Source organism: Natronococcus occultus SP4 (genome assembly GCF_000328685.1).
Classification (GTDB): domain Archaea; phylum Halobacteriota; class Halobacteria; order Halobacteriales; family Natrialbaceae; genus Natronococcus; species Natronococcus occultus.
Window position 1 is genome coordinate 2,879,214 of the sequence record NC_019974.1, and the last position, 16,497, is coordinate 2,895,710.

Consider the following 16,497-nt stretch of genomic DNA (forward strand, 5'->3'; position numbering starts at 1 on the left):
GAGCGGCCCGTTTGCAGTATCCCAGGAGGACGCGACGGCGCTCCTCGAGTAGGCGTTAGTCGGTACCGACAGATGCGAACGTACCGCCGTCCCTTCCAGCAGCTAGTAGCGCCGTCGAGAGAGGCGTGCAGCATACACAACACAGACAGCACCCTGGCAGATGAAGAACCCCCCGAGTGTCGAGGCCATCGATTCGCCGAGCAGCCAAACACGGATTTAAGTCTGGTGCTGATGTATTACCTGATATGGCCGCCGACATTTCCGACCGGGTTCGAGAGATCGCGGAGGCACGTGAACTTTCGGAGTCCGAAGTGTTTGAGCGAGCCCTCGAGCGTGGTCTCGAAGACCTCTGGACGGATCTCGTGCTCGCGCAGTACCTCGAGGGGAACCTCGAGCGTGAGGGCGCTATCGAGCGCGTCGGTCGGACGAAGGTCGAACGCGTCGAACGGGAGCAAGCGGTTGTCGAGGAGGACGTTGACTGGGGTCTGAACGCGTGACGGTCGCAGCTGTCTCAGATGCGGGACCGATCATTCACCTCGCCGAAATCGATTCGCTCGAGTTGCTCGCGGCGTTCGAGACGCTCTATCTCCCAGAGACGGTTTACGAGGAGGTGGAGGCCGGTGGGGTTCCGGGCGGGCTAACTGACGTCTCGTACGAACTCGTCGACGGTGACGAACCCGAGACCGGAGCAGCGGACCTGGACGCTGGAGAACGCGCCGCAATGGCTGTCGCAAAGGAACGCGAGGTCGTTCTCCTGACGGATGATCTCGCCGCTCGGGAAGCAGCATCCGACGCTGATATCGAAGTGCACGGATCCATCGGCATTATCGCGCTCGGTTACAGTCGTGGATTGCTCGACAAAGACGAAGCGGCATCGCGTATGCGAGCACTCCAGCGAGAGACGAGTCTCTTCGTGACCAAGGCAGTCGTGGAGCGCGGTATCCGTCTTTTGGACGAGCAGTAACAGAGCGAGACGGATCTGTAGCTTCGCTGCTCGAGCGCCTCAGCGACGCCGGCCCGTCGATCTCGCTCACGGTCGGTGCGTTCCAGGCGTGGGCCGACGGCGAGGGGGACACGCTTCAGCATAATTCGAGGTGGAGCCTCCGACCTCAAGGAGCGAGTGTAGCGAGCGAGTAGGTCGGAGAGGAAACCGACTAAGGACGACGCAACCGCACGACGGTAGCTACCCGACTCCCGAGATTATAAGAATCGTCAAGTAGTAATCTGAAATATGGAGGTGCGTCGAACTGCGCCGGTCAAACTCGTCGTTCCCGATGAGCGGCGCAACGACCTCCACGAATCCGCGCGACAGTTCCTTCACTGCGCGAACCGTGCTGCCGAGTTCTGTTGGGACGACCGCTCCTACGCGAACTGCGTTACGGCGAACACGACCGCACGGGACGCACTCTACGCGGAGCTGCGGGAGGAAACTGACCTCACCGCGAACCTCGTTCAAGAGGCCATCCGACGTGCCGTCCAAGCGACGAAAGGGTGCGTCGAACGGTGGAAACAGGGCAAGCGCGTGAGCCAACCGGAGTTCACTTCGTGGAGCATGGTCTACGACAAGCGAAGCGCAACGTTCTACCGCGACCGCGTATCCCTCTCGACCGTCAACGGGCGCATTGAGTGCGAGTTTGAACTCCCCACGGACAGCCCGACGCCATACGAGCAGTACGTTCTCTCGGAGGACTACGAGTTCCGAGCAAGCACACTCCAATACGACAAGGCGACCGACGAGTTCTACTTCCACATCACGACGCGGAAGTACGATTCGGACGATGACGAGGTTTCGGAAGATACTGAGCACCAAACAGTCCTCGGTATTGACCTCGGCATCAACAGCCTCGCAGTAGCTTCAACCGGCACGTTCTGGCAGGGGAACGACTACGATCATTGGTGCCGCGAGTTCGAGAAGCGGCGTAGTGAGATGCAACAGCGCGGCACGCAAGCCGCGCACAACGCCCTGCTTCGCCTTGGCAAGCGCGAAGAAGCATGGCGGAAACAGTACATCCACACGATCGCCAACGAGATCGTTTCGGAAGCCGTCAAGAACAGATGCGACGTGATCGTGTTCGAGGACCTAACGGACATCCGCAAGCGGCTTCCGCAGGCGAAGTGGCACCACATCTGGGCGTTTCGACGCCTTGCCGAGTACGTCGGGTACAAAGCTCCCGAACAGGGCGTCTCCGTGGAGCAAGTCGCGCCGAACCACACGTCCCAACGCTGTTCTCGGACGGACTGTGGGTTCACGCATGAGGACAACCGCCACGGAGAACACTTCGAGTGCCAGAAGTGCGGCTACGAGGTGAACGCAGACTACAATGCAGCGAAGAATATCGGGCTACGCTACGCCCGGAAGCGGAAACACAGACTCCGTTCCTCGCCCACGTCGGGGAGCGGAGACGTCTTGGAAAGCGGAGCTTTCCAATGGTCAGGAAATCTTCGATTTCCTTCGACACCAGTAGACGTGCGTGTGAATGGTGGGATGTTGAACGGCGAGAGTTACCAGGCTATTGCTGGTAACTGATTGCCGGGAGTCCACATCAAAGCCCCATCTGCGCACGGGCGCTACGCGCCCGTTCGCATGGTCCGTGGGACCGAAGGTCCCACGCTACCCTCAAGGACTGAGGCGCGTATGCGCCGAAGGAGTAGGGTGGGGTAGTTTACCCGCCATCCACGGTCTCGCCGTCGCCACGGGATCCGACCGTCGGACGCGGACAACGTGTGGCGACGGGTCGACCGGAGACAGCTCCCATCCACTACACACTCCGAGCTCGAATAATATGGTAAATTAACACCCTTATACTACATTAGCTATATGCACGGAGATATTAAGTAGTGGAAGGCCGTTCTCCGGAGTATGCCACTGAGCACAACGCAGTCGACCACGACCGTCCGCAACGTTTCCGCGACGCTGCAGTCCCCTCGGACGAAGCTCGTCTACCTCTACCTCAGCCAGGGGGAGGCGACGGTCGACACGCTGCAGGCCGACCTCGACATCAACAAGACCACGCTCTACCCGATCCTGCAGACGCTGGCCGGCAACGGGCTCGTCGAGCGCGCCGACGGCGAAACGTTCCGCTGTTGCTAACAGCCGGGTGGTCGATCCGCTTCCCGCGTCCGTCGAACTCGCGATCTATCTTTACTTCCTCGGGGTTGCAGCCGTCGGGCTCGCGGTCCACGGCCGGCTCTGGCTTGCGTCCCGCGTGCGACGCCGACTGTACGACGGTGCGTTCGTCTCCGCCGTCGTCGATCGGCGAGAAGAGCCGTAGCACCCACGACGCTGGACTCGTCGATTGTCAACAGGAGCAGTAGGACCCACGACGCTGGACTCGTCGATCGGCGTCCACCTAGATCGCAGCCGCTGCCGGAATCCCCCGTGGGCTGATTCAGCAGTGACGGATTCATCCCACGGCTACCGCCGTGGGTTTTCTCCTGGATTTCGTGTAAACTCGCACTCTTCTACGGTTAGTTCGCCACCGTTCGTCACCGTAATCAGATACTCCCCGTACTCGAACGTCACTTCGATCTGTGTGCCCGGCGCGTCTAGTAACACGTTCAGAGCGTTGGTATCGATGGCCTCATACAGCGGTTCGAGTTCAGTGATATCGGTCTCTTCCAGCTCTGCGACTGCACGGACGACAGACGTGGTTGGTGTCTCGTAGCTCTGCACGTCTTGTATGACTTGTTCACTCCCCATGTGTCTCGCTACCCATGCGCGGTCACAGCCTCGAGACGTATAGTCGTCATCCCAAAGTGTGTGGTGTATCAACAGAAACCATGTACGAGATATCCGAACGGAGCCAGGAGCCGTCCGCTTCCGTCTCCGACTCGAGACGAGAAAGACGGTCGGCGTTCGCCACCCCGGGCCGTGACCTAACAGTCGTCGGCGACGTTCGGTGTACTCACAGCCGAAGTGGGCGTACACTCGCTTTTCGGTCCGTCAAGCGGCTTCCACTCGGGGGTCCGATGGATCGAGTGAACGCGTTTTCGGGATCGGTCCGTCCCGTTCGGTCGTTGCTTCGCCAGCTATGCCAATAGTTGGCACGTCAGGGAGTGATAGCTTCCGCGACAGGCCTCCTCCCGAGCTAGCCCCGATTCCCGTGGCCGATCTCGCGACGGCAAGCGGGAACGGCGGGAGGGTCTCAGACGCCGACGATGGCGACGGGCTCACGTCCACCTCCAGGTGCGGAATTCGAGCGGTCAACCAGAATAGCCATTACAACCGAGGCCGCAGTGGAAGCTACCAGCGGCGGACTCTAGCCGACGGTGGGAGATGATCTGGAGATGCTATCGACGGTGATTCAATGGAGATAGGGCTCTTGCTCGTCGTCTTTTTGTTAGGTGGGATACTCGGCTTCTTCTCGCCGTTCGAAGGGACGAATCGGGTCGCAGACGGGATCGTCCTCGTCGGGCTCGCGGTGTTGCTTTTCGCCATCGGTGCACAGATCGGCGGAGACGAGCAGCTGTTTCGAAACATCAACACGATCGGCATCTCTGCGGCCATCCTGTGTGTCGGCAGTGTGATCGGCAGCATTGCATGCGTCTACACGAGTGCCTCGTTCGTACTCGTTGACGACGGCTCCACCACCTCGTCGTCCGAAGAGTCCACGTCGTCTCCGGCCCGCGGACAACCAGAAACGACAGCCACAGAATCAGCGGGATTCGACTGGAAAACGACCGGGATCGTCTTCGGCTCACTCTCGGCGGGATTCGTCCTTTCGTCGGTCGTCCTCTCCGGACGAATCGTTACGGAACTGGAGTCCGTAAGCGTCTCTGCACTCTGGGTGCTCCTCTTCGGCGTCGGACTCGCGGTCGGAAGCGATACCGGATCGTTAGGATACGTCAAGCGTCTCGGCTGGGGCGTCTTTCTGATTCCCGTTGCAATAGCCGTCGGGAGCATCGTCGGCGGCATGCTCGTCGGGCTCGCAATCGGCATGCCAGTCTCCCACGGCGCTGCAGTCGCAGCGGGGTTCGGGTGGTACAGCTACGCCGGTGTCATCATGTTCGATCTCGGCGGCACAGAGCTCGGCGCGGTAGCGTTCCTCGCGAATCTCTTTCGAGAAGTCCTCACACTCCTCATCGTCCCAGCCATCGTCGATCGGCTGAACGGGATTACGAGTATCGCTCCGGGCGGTGCCACGACGATGGACGTGACGCTTCCACTCATTCAGAACGCCGCCGGGGACGAGTTCGTCGTTCCAGCACTGCTCAACGGATTCGTGCTGTCGGTGTTCGCGGTAGTTCTCATTCCGTTGTTTATGCAAATCTGAGTCCACCCGCCACTGAACTGCTGAGGAGCGACGGCCCTCGGGTCGGGACTCACCGATCCTCGTCACCGCGTTAGACACGGTCGAACGGTTCTGAGAGCCGACCCGGTCGGGACAGCGGTCTCCGAACCCGACGCGTTGTGTGGGAAAGAGCCACATGATCTGCCGGCGTAGTCGCCCAGAGAGGGGACATGGAAACCGTCACCGCAGCGGATGGCACGGCGATCGCATACGAGCGAACGGGGAGCGGGCCGCCGCTCGTGCTCGTCCACGGCTCCACCGCCACCCACACGGCGTGGGAGCCGGTTCGCCCCGCGTTCGCGGAACAGTTCACGGTCTACGCGATGGATCGTCGCGGCCTCGGCGAGAGCGAGGACGCCGACGAGTACGCCCTCGAACGGGAGGCCGAGGACGTGACCGCGCTCGTGGAATCGCTCGCGGCCCCCGCCGTCCTGTTCGGTCACTCCTACGGCGCCCTCGTCTCGCTGGAGGCAGCCCTCCGAACCGACGGGCTCCGCGTCCTCGTCCTGTACGAGCCGGTGTTTCCCGTCGGCGACGACGAACTCTACGCCGAGGCGCTGCTCGCCGAGATGGGAACCCTCCACGACGAGGGGGCCTCCGAGGAGCTGCTCGTCGTGTTCCTCGAGGAGATCGTCGAGCTCCCGCCGGCGGAGATCGACGCGCTGCGCTCGGACGCGAGCTGGCCGGCCCTCGTCGAGACGTCCCGGACGCTGTACCGCGAGACGGCGACCGAACACGAGTACGAGTTCGATCCGAGCCGGGTCGGGGAGCTGCCCACGCCGACGGTCCTGGTGACCGGAACCGAGAGTCCGACCGATTTCAGGGCCCCGACGGCCGCACTCGACGAGGCGCTCCCGGACAGTCGCGTCGTCACCCTCGACGAACGGGGCCACGACGCGATCCACGCCGCGCCGGAGCTCGTCGTCGAGGAAGTCCTCGCAGCGATCCGGGCGTCGGAGTAGCGCGGTCGATCCCGCGATCGGTCCGTTCGGCCCGCGGTCGACCGCGACGTCCTCGCGATCGGTCCCGTCGAATCCGCGATCCAGCGGCTCCCAGCAGCCACGGCCTCACCGCGCTGCCGACAGTCACTGGACTCCCGACGGTCACCGGGCTTCCGACGGTCACTGCGTTCCCGACGTTCATCGGACCCCCGACCGTCACCGCACTGCACAGCCACGAGGGGTGTTCCTATCGCCGCTCGAGGACGCGCTTCGCGTTCGCGAACTCGACGCAAAACCCCCACGCCGCGACCCAGAGGATCACGAACAGCGCGATACCCACCGTCCCGACGATGATCAGGTCTTCCATCATCTCCCCCTGCCAGGGAGTAAAACACGACAGTACATGTGAGTTTCAGTTCTACAATACATCCTGAGAACGAGGTATAACTATTTGTGTTTCGGCCCTCGCAGGCGCTCGTCGGAGCGAGAGACGGCTCCCCGATCGGTTACGAACGCGACTGGTACGATAGAAGAAGCGTCGTCAGCGACGGTACGGCGTCCGCCTCAGTCGGCAGTCGCCGAGAGCTCCGCCTCCTGGAGGCGCTGTTCGGCCTCGTCGCGATCCTCGGGGTAGCCGACGTCGATGCGCCACCCTTCGAGGCCGATCGCGTCGATGGTCCGGCCCGACTCGATGAGCAGGTCGACGGCGTCGCTGATCTCGTACTCGCCGCGATCGGAGGGCTGGACGAGGTGACAGGCGTGGAAGATCGCGGGCGTGAACGTGTAAAAGCCAGTCATCACGAGGTTCGACGGCGGCTCCTCGGGCTTCTCGACGACGTCCGTGATCTCGCCGTAGGCGTTCGTGTCACAGACCCCGTACCGGGACGCCTCGTCCCAGGGGACCTCTTCGACGAGGAAGGCCGCGTCCGTGCGGTTCTCGCGCTGGCGTCGGACGACGTCCTCGAGGTTCGCCTCGAAGACGTTGTCGCCCAGGATCAACATGAAGTCGTCCTCGATGTGTTCCTCGACGCACAGCAGGGCGTGGGCGAGCCCGTTCTGTTCGCGCTGATGGGTGTAGGTGATCGGCACCCCGCGGTACTCGTCGCCGTAGTGCTCGACGATCCGTTCTTTCAGATACCCGACGACGACGATCAGTTCGTCCGCACCCAGCTCGACGAGCTGATCGAAGCAGTGCGTGAGGATCGGCTCCTCGTCGATCTCGACCATGCCCTTCGGTTTGTCCTCGGTCAACGGCCGGAGCCGCGTTCCCTCTCCGGCAGCGAGTACAACAGCTTGCATAGTACCGACAAATGTAGACCTCATATAATAGTTTTTTCCATCTATAAAAATATTTTAAACAGGAAACGTTCCCTCCGTTTCCCGTCTCGAGGCGGAGCGTGTGTCGGCTCGCGGTGATCGCCGTTCGACTGCAAGTGCGTTCTAGCGTCGCTGGGCAAATCGAGGACGGAAGTTCCAGAGCCCGTTCGTCGAGGATTAAGACTGGCGCACCAGCGGCTCGTACCACTCGCGGTTGGCCTCGTACCAGTCGATGAACTCGCGGACGCCCTCGCGGATGTCCCGCGTGGGTTCGTAGCCAAGCAGGGCGTTGGCTTTCGAGATGTCCGCATGGGTGTGTTCGGCGTCGGCCTCCCGGGCCTCGGTATACTCGAGCTCGAGCTCGGGTGCGAGTTCGTCGCGAACGACCTCGGCGAGCGTCTGGATGTCGATGTTGTCGGTGCTGCCGACGTTCATAATCTCGCCGTCCGCAGCGTCATCGTGAAGGAGCTGCTCGTTCACGTCGACGACGTCGTCGATGTAGGTGAAGTCACGCGTCTGGGCGCCGTCGCCGTAGATCACTGGCGGCTCGCCGTTGAGACACCGCGAGACGAAGTTGCTGATCGCCATGTTCGGACGCATCCGCGGCCCGTAGACGGTGAAGTACCGCAGCGACACCGTGGGGAGTCCGTACACCTCGCTGTAGACGCGCGCGTACTGCTCACCGGCGAGTTTGGAGACGCCGTACGGGCTGACAGGCGTCGTCGGATGCTCCTCGTCGTAGGGGAGGTACTCGGGCTTCCCATACACCGAGGAGGAACTCGCGAGGACGACCCGTTCGGTCTCGGAGTCCCGCGCCGCGTCGAGGACGTTCAGCGTGCCGTCGACGTTGATCGAGTTCGGCTTGCGCGGGTTGTCGACGCTCGTGCGAACCCCGGCCTGGGCGGCCTGGTGGTAGATCACGTCTGCGTTGCCGACGAGGTCCGCCGTGAGGTCGTCGTCACGCACGTCGCCGTCGACGAACTCGTAGGAGCCGTCGGTGGCGGCCGCGGCGTCCTCGCAGATCTCGATGTTCTGCTCCTTGATCCCCGTATCGTAGTAGGGATCCAGGTTGTCGAGGACCGTGACGTCGTGGCCCTCCCGGGCGAAGGCTTCCGCGAGGTTGCCGCCGATGAAGCCGGCGCCACCTGTTACCAATATTTTCATTGCTTGATGCAAGATCGGTCAATCTAAAAAGTATATCGCTTCAAATAGCTCTTCTCAGTATGGGGAAAACAGGCAGCCAGCCAAAACATCCGATCGAGTGGCGTCAGTCCGCCGAACTACTGCTGGCGACGGGCTGGGACTCTCCAGGGGGTTCGTCCACGATCTCCCGGTAGACGGCCGTCGTCTGCTGGACGGTATCCCGCCAGGAGTAGCCGTCCAGAATCTTCTCACGGCCTCGCTTGCCCATCTGCGCTCGTTGTTCCGAATCCATTCCGAGGAACTCGTCGAGCGCGTCGGCGAGCTCCGCGGGTGACTCGGGCGGGACGAGCTGGCCGACGTCCTCGACGAGCGGCCGGAGCTGTTTGAGGTCCGTCGTCACGACCGGCGTCTCGCAGGCGAGCGCCTCGAGGACAGTCCGAGGCATCCCCTCGGCGAGACTCGGCAGCGCGAACAGGTCCGCTTCGCCGACGACGCCGGGGATCGCCTCGTTCGGCATTTCTCCCATGAACTCGACGCGATCGCGGATCCCCGCTTCGCGTGCGAGGTCCTCGAGTTCCTCGCGCTGCGGACCGTCGCCGACGAGGACGAGCTCGCGCTCCGGGTACGAGTCGGCGATCCGAGCGAACGCGTCGATGAGGTAGTGGGCTCCTTTCCCGGGCTGGAGGCGACCAACGAACGCGACGTACGGTGCCTCGGTGTTATCGTCGACAGCGTTCGAGGCGGAGCCACCGTCGGTCGCCGTCGGCGCGAACTGCTCGCAGTCGATCCCGTTGTGGATCACGTCGATCTCGGTGTTGACCCCTCGATCGAGCAGTTCGTTTCGATCCCGCTCGTGATAACAGAGGATTCTGTCCGCGGATTCGAACGCGAGGCGTCCGACGGTCGGCAGGTAGGTGAGCTGGATCCACTTCGGAACGCTTTGCGATATCAGCCCGTGATTCGTTAGTACCGTTGGCTTGTCGCGTAGCTGCGACGCCAGTGCGGCCACGACACTTGAGAAGTAAAGATGCGAGTGAATATGGACGACGTCGTACTGTTCCGCTTCCTTGACGAGATCCGAAACGATTCCGGGCGTGATCGTGTTGTTCATCGGCCGGGCGACCTGCCGATAGCGCTTCACCTTGTACCCGTCGCGAGTCTCACAGCCCGGGAGCGACGAATCACCGTTGTCGGACGTGTAGACGGTGATGTCGTGTCCGTCCTCGGCCTGCAGCCTCGAGAGGTGGTGCGCATGGAGTCCGATCCCCCCCATCTTCTCCGGATAAAGACTTGGGACGACACGCATTATGTTCATTGTGTCTGATTCCTCATCAAGTAGGGACATACATTTTTCGAATGTTGATTTATCTTGTGAATAATACAGAATCCGGCTTGCGATAGCCGGGTCCACGTCGAGTCGGGAGAGCGAACCCCTCTCGCGTAGTTCAAAGGGGAGTTAACCCAGACGCCTACAGTAAATCGACGTCCTCGAGATCCGGATCGTAGGCGCCACCGAGCGTGGGTCGGTACGCGGCGTTGATGACCCCGGAACTCAGCGCGATATCGGGTCGTCGCACTCGAACGCTCGCGTTATCGTTCGCCGTGGTCACGTCCTCGACGGTGAAATCCTCGATGAGGACGCCGGACGGATCCGTGTCACTGGTGTACGTACACCGGATCGCCGGTGCGTCGACGGTCGGCCCACAGAAGACGTCGAGGTCGGTGATATACCCGCCGTCGGCGTCGCTGTTGATCCGGACGATGTCGTTCTGGGCGTCACTGCCGTCGACCTCGATCCGTTCGGCAAGCGGTTCGCCACCCTGGAGCCAGAGGCCGGCGCCGGGGTAGATCTGCTCGGAGGCCGCGTCCAGCAGGACCTTACAGTCCCGGGCTTCGTCGGCGGCACCGAGCCGGAGGGTGCCGTTCCCACAGTTGACCGCCGTCCCGTGGACGATGAGGTTCTCGCCCACGCTGTTGCTCACGTAGAACCCGTTGTCGACGTAGTCCTCGACGTAACACTGCTGCCAGACGTTGATCCCCTCGTGTGGCGGGTCGGCGCTGAACCCGATCGAGTGGCCGACCGAGGGCTCGCTGGAATCGGCGATCTCGCCGTCGGGGAAGCTGAGGTTGCGGACCAGCGAGAGCATCGCCGGATCGCGCGTGTTGATCAGACACGTGTACCGACCGCCGCCCTGCGGGCCGTGGCGCCAGCGCTGGCCGACGAGTTCGACGTTGTCGATGAGACAGCGTCCGACGTGGGCCGTAATGAGGCCGGCGTCCCGCTCCGGTTCGTCCGCGATATCGACGTCGAGATCCTGGAGCACGACGTGCTGGGGCGGGTTGTCGTCGCCCCACAGCCCGAGTTCGAAGGCGATGTCGACGTCGTGGTTCCGGATCTGGAGTGTTGCGCGGGGATCGCCCCTGATCTCGAGGTACTCGATCGGCTCGTAGAGAACGAACTCGGTGTTCCAGTCGTAGGTCCCCGCCGGTAGGACGAACTCGTGGTTGACCTCGGGTTGGGCGTTGAGGTACGTGAGGAGTTCCGCGGCCAGATCTCCGTTCTCGTTGATCGCGGGCTCGTCGACGACGTCGACGGTCGTCACGTCAAGCGACCGGTTCTCGAGGGATGACGTTAGTCCACCACCCGCCAGATTCGTCTGGATCTGGTCGATACAGTACCGATAGTTGTTGGAGAGGGAGGTGCCAGTGTAGACGCCGTGTGTCACCGAGAGGAACTCGCTCTCGAGCGGGTAGTCGGCTGCCGCTCGACCACGGGTGTAGCTGTCACCGTCACCGTCACACAGCACCCAACAGACTTCTCCAGCCCCGAGGGCGACGTCGAAGACGAACGTATCGCCCGGGTTGTGATTCTCGAGCGACTGCTGGCGGAGCACGTTTCCGGAATCGTCCGTCAGGTATGCCGTCGTGACGTCTGTCTCCCCTGAGAGGCGACACTGCAGACTGCGAACGGCCTCCGTTGCTTGAATCCGAACACCTGACCAGTCCGTAAACCCGGATTGGGCTTCCTCGTCGCTTCCAAGCCCGAGCGTATCAACGCTCGCGCTCGCTTGGACCGTTTGGATTTGATCGATGCAGTACCGGTAGTCGTCGGAGAACGACTCACCGGTGTAGATGCCGTGCGTTGCCGAGAGATGATCGCTCTCGATCGGGTAGTCGACTGCTGTGCGACCCCGGGTATAGGAATCACTCCCTCCGTCACACAGAATCCAGTATGCCTCACCGACGCCGAGCCCGGTATCGAACATGAACGTCTCACCCGGGTCCAGATCAGCCACCGACTGCTGAGAGAGGACGTTACCGGCGTCGTCGGTGAGGTAGGCAGTAGTAACGTCGGTGTCGGCGGAGAGCCGACACTGCAGGCCGTGGGCCGCTTCCGTGATCTCGACGCGAACCCCGGACCAACTCGTGAAGCCGGACTGGGCCTCCTCATCGCTGCCTAGGCTTAGTGTATCTACGTCATCCCGGCCCTGAAGCGTCTCGATCTGATCGACACAGTACCGGTAGCTATCCGAGAGCGACTCGCCAGTGTAGATCCCGTGTGTTGCGACGAAACTGTCGCTCTCGATCGGATACTCGACTTCCGCCCGGCCACGAGTGTAGCTCTCGCCGTCGCTGTCACAGAGCACCCAGTACGCTTCACCGTCGGCCAGTACATCATCGAAGACGAACGTCTCACCCGAGTCGAGATCAGCGACCGACTGTTGGGAGAGGACGTTGCCGGAATCGTCGGTGAGGTAAGCGGTGGTAACGTCCGTTTCGTCGGAAAGCCGACACTGGATCCCATGAACGGGGTCTGTGAGCTCGACGCGAACCCCGGACCAACTTGTGAAACCGGACTGGGCCTCGTCGTCCGGACCAAGATCGAGGAGGTCTGTCATATCTGGCGCGTCCGGCGTCACAACGCTCGTCTGCTGGGGAACGATTCGATCGAGACAGTACCGATAGCTTTCGGTCAGCAAATTGCCGCCGTAGATGCCGTGGGTGACCTCCAAGGCGGCCCCCTCGATCGGGTAGTCGGCCGCTGCTCGACCACGAACGTAGCTGCGGCCGCGGGCGTCGAAGACGATGCGGTAGGCCTCGCCGGGATCGAGCGAACTCTCGAACGCAAACGTCTCACCACCGTCCAGTGTTTCGACGGTCTGTCGCTCGAGGACGTCCCCGTTATCGGTCGTCAGATATGCCGTCGTAACGTCCTCCGTCTCCGTCGAAAGCCGACATTCGAGCCCGTGGATCGCTTCGGTGACCTGGACCCGAACGCCGGCCCAGTCGTCCAGACTGGCCCAGGTCTGGCCCTCGTCGTCGGCCCCGAGGTCCAGTGCCTGCCCGGTTGGCTCGCTGACGTCTGGAATCAGAATCTGGTCGATACAGTAGCGGTAGCTTCCGCTCTGCATATCGCCGCTGTAGATCCCATGCGTTGCGATGAGCGAGTTGCTCTCCAGCGGGTAGTCGACCCCAGTGCGACCCCGAACGTAGCTGTCGCCGTCGGCGTCACACAGGATCCAGTAGGTCTCATCGGCGACGAGCCCGGTATCGAACGAGAAGGTCGCCCCGCTTCCGAGCCCGGCGATCGACTGCTGGTCGATCACCTCCCCCGAATCGTCGGTCAGATACGCCTCGGTCACGCCGCTGGTCGCTGCAGAGAGCCGGCACTCGAACGCCGCGAGATCCGTGGTCGCCTGCACGCGAACACCCGAGGGCTCATCCAAACTGCTCCACGACTGGCCCTCTTCGTCGCTGCCGAGGTCAAGCGTCTCGCCACCGAACGCTGGGCTGATCCGATCGATACAGTACCGGTAGCTGCCCGTTGTTGCCCCATCACCGGCGAACACGCCGGTCGTCGCGACCAGCGAACTGCTCTCGATCGGGTAGTCGACCGCCGCTCGACCCCGGACGTACTCCCGCCCCCGAGCGTCACAGAGCACCCAGTAGGTCTCATCTGCCTCGAGTGCAGTCTCGAACGTAAACGTCTCACCCGGATCGAGCGTCGCGATCGACTGGCGCTCGATGATGTTACCTGACCCGTCAGTCAGGTAGGCTGTAAGCGCACCCGTCGTCCACGCAGAGAGGCGACACTCGAGCCCGTTGATGGCCTCGGTCGTCTCGAACTCGAAGCCGGATCGGTTGTTCAGACTCTGTTGATGGTCGTCGTCTGTGAGGTCAAGTACTGCTTCGCTCATGCCGCCACCCCCGCGCCTCTCGTCGCATTACTCGTGCCACCCGTTCCGTTCCCGGTGTGTCGGGTTTCCCGTAGTCGTCCCATTGTTGTCTTCTATTAGTTGTATTGCTGCTAGATTAATTCCTGAAACTATACTATTGTGGCGTTCAGTTAGTGATCTGATCGTCGTTCGGATAGACTATATTACCTAAAGATAGAATAACCCATAATATAAAGTATTTGCTCTTCAAGAAACATAGAAGGATATTTATCCTATCACTTTAACAGTACAAGTGAGAGCGACACTGCCTGCGCGAGCGGTGGATGGCGTCCTCTCCCGTCCGAACTCAGCTGTGGAAGTTGCCGTAGCGCGGTCGCTTTCGCGAGGCGCCCCCGGTAGTTTTGTATAGTATTTCCAATCTTTGGTGGAAAAACTTATGTCTCACACTCATCTCTATAAGATAGAGATGACGAGGATCGGTAGCTGTGTTGGGGTTATCGGCGGTGATTCTGGGAACTCTCTCACGCGTGGTTTTCGATGACAGGAGTACATGGTGTGGGTTCTCCCGACGAGGCACTCGAGCAGGGTGTGTTCGAGGAGTGGCTTCCCGAGACGCCATCGTCGCAGTACACGACCGCCGACCTCGCAGTTGCAACGACTCGACGGCGCAGTCGTCAGCCGGTAGCCGCCGGTACCGAATCGGTTCGGTGCTGGCTCGTTGGTGAGGTCTATGGCCGGGAATAACGGTTCGGAGACGTACAGATCCCGGCCCAGCCAACTCAACTCCGCAGAGTTCTGTCTGTCCCTCTATGAACGGACGGGCTTTGAGTTCCTCGAGGGGCTCAACGGGAACTATACGTTGTTGCTCTACGATGAGAGTCGCGGACGTTTTACCATCTGTACCGACCGGTTTGGGACGGTCCCGATCTACTGGACGCGGACCAACGACGGCGCCGTCGTCTTCTCGACGAACATTCAGTATCTCCCGTTCCATCCGGCCGTCGACACCGCGTATCATCCGGCCTACCTGCACGAGTATCTCGCGTTCCGACGCACGTTCGGCGTCAAAACACCGCTCGAGGGGATCGAGACGCTCGAGCCCGGGACGGTCACCGCGATCGCGCTCGGCGACGGCGTGATCCGGACCGAACAGTACTGGCGCCCGCGATACCAGCCGCGTGCGGCGTCCTTCGAGTGGTTCGTCGAGGAGTTCACCGATCGGTTTCAGACGGTGATCGACGAGTGGACACGCGACGACCACGAGTACGGGGTGTTGTTATCCGGCGGTCGGGATTCGCGACTCATCCTGGCCGCCCTCGACGACGCGACCGCGTTCCACATGAACGACTGGATCAATCGTGAGGCCCGGATCGCGGTTCAGATCGCCCTCCAGGCCGGTGCTGAGTTCGAGTTGCTCGAGCGTAGCGCGGCGTATCGGATCGACGCGCTCGAGCGCAACCGGTGGGCCGATTCGTTCAACGGCTGGTTCAGCCAGCCCTACACGAGCGGGTTCGAGGCCGAGATCACCGATCGGGTCGACGGGCTGCTGTCGGGACTGTACGCCGACTCGCTGTTCAGCGGCTACAGCGTGCCCTCACCGACGCTCTCGCTCGGCCCGCTGGGTTCGATGACGGTGCCGATCGAGCGTTCGATCGAGAGTCTCGACGCGTACATCGAGCTCCTGCTCGAACGCGCCCACGATGCTCTCGAACTGCCGACCGATCTCCGAACGATCCTCGAATCGAACATCTACCGTGACGGTGACCGGATCGTCCACCACGGCGTCACCTACGACTCGCTCGAGGACGTGGTCTACTACGGGAACTGCTATCCGCTGTCGAACGACGACGACATGCGGGTGCACGGCAATCTGCGCCGGACGCTCCCTTACCGGTCGCCGTTTCTCGACAACCGACTGCTGGAGCTCTCGCTGTCGCTGCCACCCCGGTACCGCCTCCGACGGGATCTCGTCGGGCAGGCGGTGGCTCGGCTGGCTCCCGCTCTCGCGGCGGTCCCCCACGCCAGTACCGGTGTGGCGCTTTCGCGGCCGTTTCCGGCCCAGTACGTCGGCGAACACCTCCTCGAGTTCTGGCAGAAACAGCTCTCCGCTCACTCACCGCCGGAGCCGTACCTGACCAACGGGCCGTGGCTGGACGACGCTGCACTGCTTCGCTCGTTCGAGTTCCCGACCGACGTGCTCGACGAGTACGGACGGCTGGCCGACGCGTCGCCCGGTCCGGACGCGAACGCGATCCGCGAACTGTACCGCGAGCACTGTGCGGGAGAGAACTATATCGGCGAGCTCTACACGCTGTTGACGATGTTGACGATGCCGGTAACCGAAACGCTTCTCGACGGCGACGTCAACGCAAAGGAGACAGCAGTTGGCTGCCGGCAGACACAGCCCGACGAGAGCCTCTGAGCAACGTATCTCGGCCGTCTTGCGGTTCGGTCCCGCCAAGGACGCCGTGACGGCGGTTCCTGACGTCCGCCCACGACTGCAGTCGTCTGGGACCCCTCACAGCCGGGGTTGAGGAGGGTCGCGGGTCCGCTCTCTTCGCCTCCGAGAGCGACCCGCGTTGTGGGTCGCGACAGTACGACCCCCGAGCGCGAGAGCGGGCTTCATCT

Annotated in this window: 13 protein-coding genes; 8 read left to right on the forward strand and 5 right to left on the reverse strand. The window is 62.1% G+C overall.

Annotated elements, in window-relative coordinates:
- Positions 1-245 precede the first annotated feature (245 nt).
- From NATOC_RS14315 to NATOC_RS22425, 5 genes are all read left to right on the forward strand, one after another.
- Entirely contained in the window at positions 246-497 is a 252-nt protein-coding gene (locus NATOC_RS14315) for a hypothetical protein (protein ID WP_015322175.1), read from the forward strand.
- Positions 494-964, forward strand: coding sequence for a nucleic acid-binding protein (locus tag NATOC_RS14320; protein WP_015322176.1), 471 nt, complete (start codon positions 494-496; stop codon positions 962-964). The genes NATOC_RS14315 and NATOC_RS14320 overlap by 4 nt, the downstream gene beginning before the upstream one ends.
- 267 nt (positions 965-1,231) lie before the next feature.
- Positions 1,232-2,527 (forward strand): RNA-guided endonuclease InsQ/TnpB family protein, encoded by a 1,296-nt coding sequence (locus NATOC_RS14325; RefSeq protein ID WP_015322177.1) that lies wholly within the window; start codon positions 1,232-1,234, stop codon positions 2,525-2,527.
- Positions 2,528-2,860: 333 nt separating this feature from the next.
- Positions 2,861-3,091: a helix-turn-helix domain-containing protein gene (locus tag NATOC_RS14330; RefSeq protein WP_015322178.1), complete on the forward strand. Its 231-nt coding sequence runs from the start codon at positions 2,861-2,863 to the stop codon at positions 3,089-3,091.
- A gap of 7 nt (positions 3,092-3,098) precedes the next feature.
- On the forward strand, positions 3,099-3,272 hold the full coding sequence (locus NATOC_RS22425) for a hypothetical protein (protein ID WP_169330929.1): 174 nt from the start codon (positions 3,099-3,101) through the stop codon (positions 3,270-3,272).
- Positions 3,273-3,415: 143 nt separating this feature from the next.
- On the opposite strand, the gene NATOC_RS14335 is transcribed toward NATOC_RS22425, so the two are convergent.
- Positions 3,416-3,673, reverse strand: coding sequence for a HalOD1 output domain-containing protein (locus tag NATOC_RS14335; RefSeq protein ID WP_169330930.1), 258 nt, complete (start codon positions 3,671-3,673; stop codon positions 3,416-3,418).
- Positions 3,674-4,307: 634 nt separating this feature from the next.
- Between NATOC_RS14335 and NATOC_RS14340 the strand changes: the two genes are divergently transcribed.
- Both NATOC_RS14340 and NATOC_RS14345 read left to right on the forward strand, forming a co-directional pair.
- A complete protein-coding gene (locus NATOC_RS14340; protein WP_015322180.1) occupies positions 4,308-5,273 on the forward strand; it encodes a lysine exporter LysO family protein in 966 nt (321 codons plus the stop codon).
- 188 nt (positions 5,274-5,461) lie between these two features.
- Positions 5,462-6,253, forward strand: coding sequence for an alpha/beta fold hydrolase (locus tag NATOC_RS14345; protein ID WP_015322181.1), 792 nt, complete (start codon positions 5,462-5,464; stop codon positions 6,251-6,253).
- Positions 6,254-6,796: 543 nt separating this feature from the next.
- On the opposite strand, the gene aglF is transcribed toward NATOC_RS14345, so the two are convergent.
- From aglF to NATOC_RS14365, 4 genes are all read right to left on the reverse strand, one after another.
- Positions 6,797-7,531, reverse strand: coding sequence for a UTP--glucose-1-phosphate uridylyltransferase AglF (gene aglF, locus NATOC_RS14350; protein WP_015322183.1), 735 nt, complete (start codon positions 7,529-7,531; stop codon positions 6,797-6,799).
- A gap of 195 nt (positions 7,532-7,726) precedes the next feature.
- Positions 7,727-8,713, reverse strand: coding sequence for an SDR family oxidoreductase (locus NATOC_RS14355; RefSeq protein WP_015322184.1), 987 nt, complete (start codon positions 8,711-8,713; stop codon positions 7,727-7,729).
- Positions 8,714-8,816: 103 nt separating this feature from the next.
- The gene (locus tag NATOC_RS14360; RefSeq protein ID WP_245549645.1) at positions 8,817-9,965 is read right to left on the reverse strand and encodes a glycosyltransferase family 4 protein; all 1,149 of its coding nucleotides are present in this window, start codon (positions 9,963-9,965) and stop codon (positions 8,817-8,819) included.
- A gap of 196 nt (positions 9,966-10,161) precedes the next feature.
- Positions 10,162-13,890 (reverse strand): hypothetical protein, encoded by a 3,729-nt coding sequence (locus NATOC_RS14365; RefSeq protein WP_015322186.1) that lies wholly within the window; start codon positions 13,888-13,890, stop codon positions 10,162-10,164.
- Positions 13,891-14,599: 709 nt separating this feature from the next.
- On the opposite strand from NATOC_RS14365, the gene NATOC_RS14370 reads away from it, so the two are divergent.
- Positions 14,600-16,291: an asparagine synthase-related protein gene (locus tag NATOC_RS14370; RefSeq protein ID WP_245549646.1), complete on the forward strand. Its 1,692-nt coding sequence runs from the start codon at positions 14,600-14,602 to the stop codon at positions 16,289-16,291.
- The last annotated feature ends 206 nt before the right edge of the window (positions 16,292-16,497 follow it).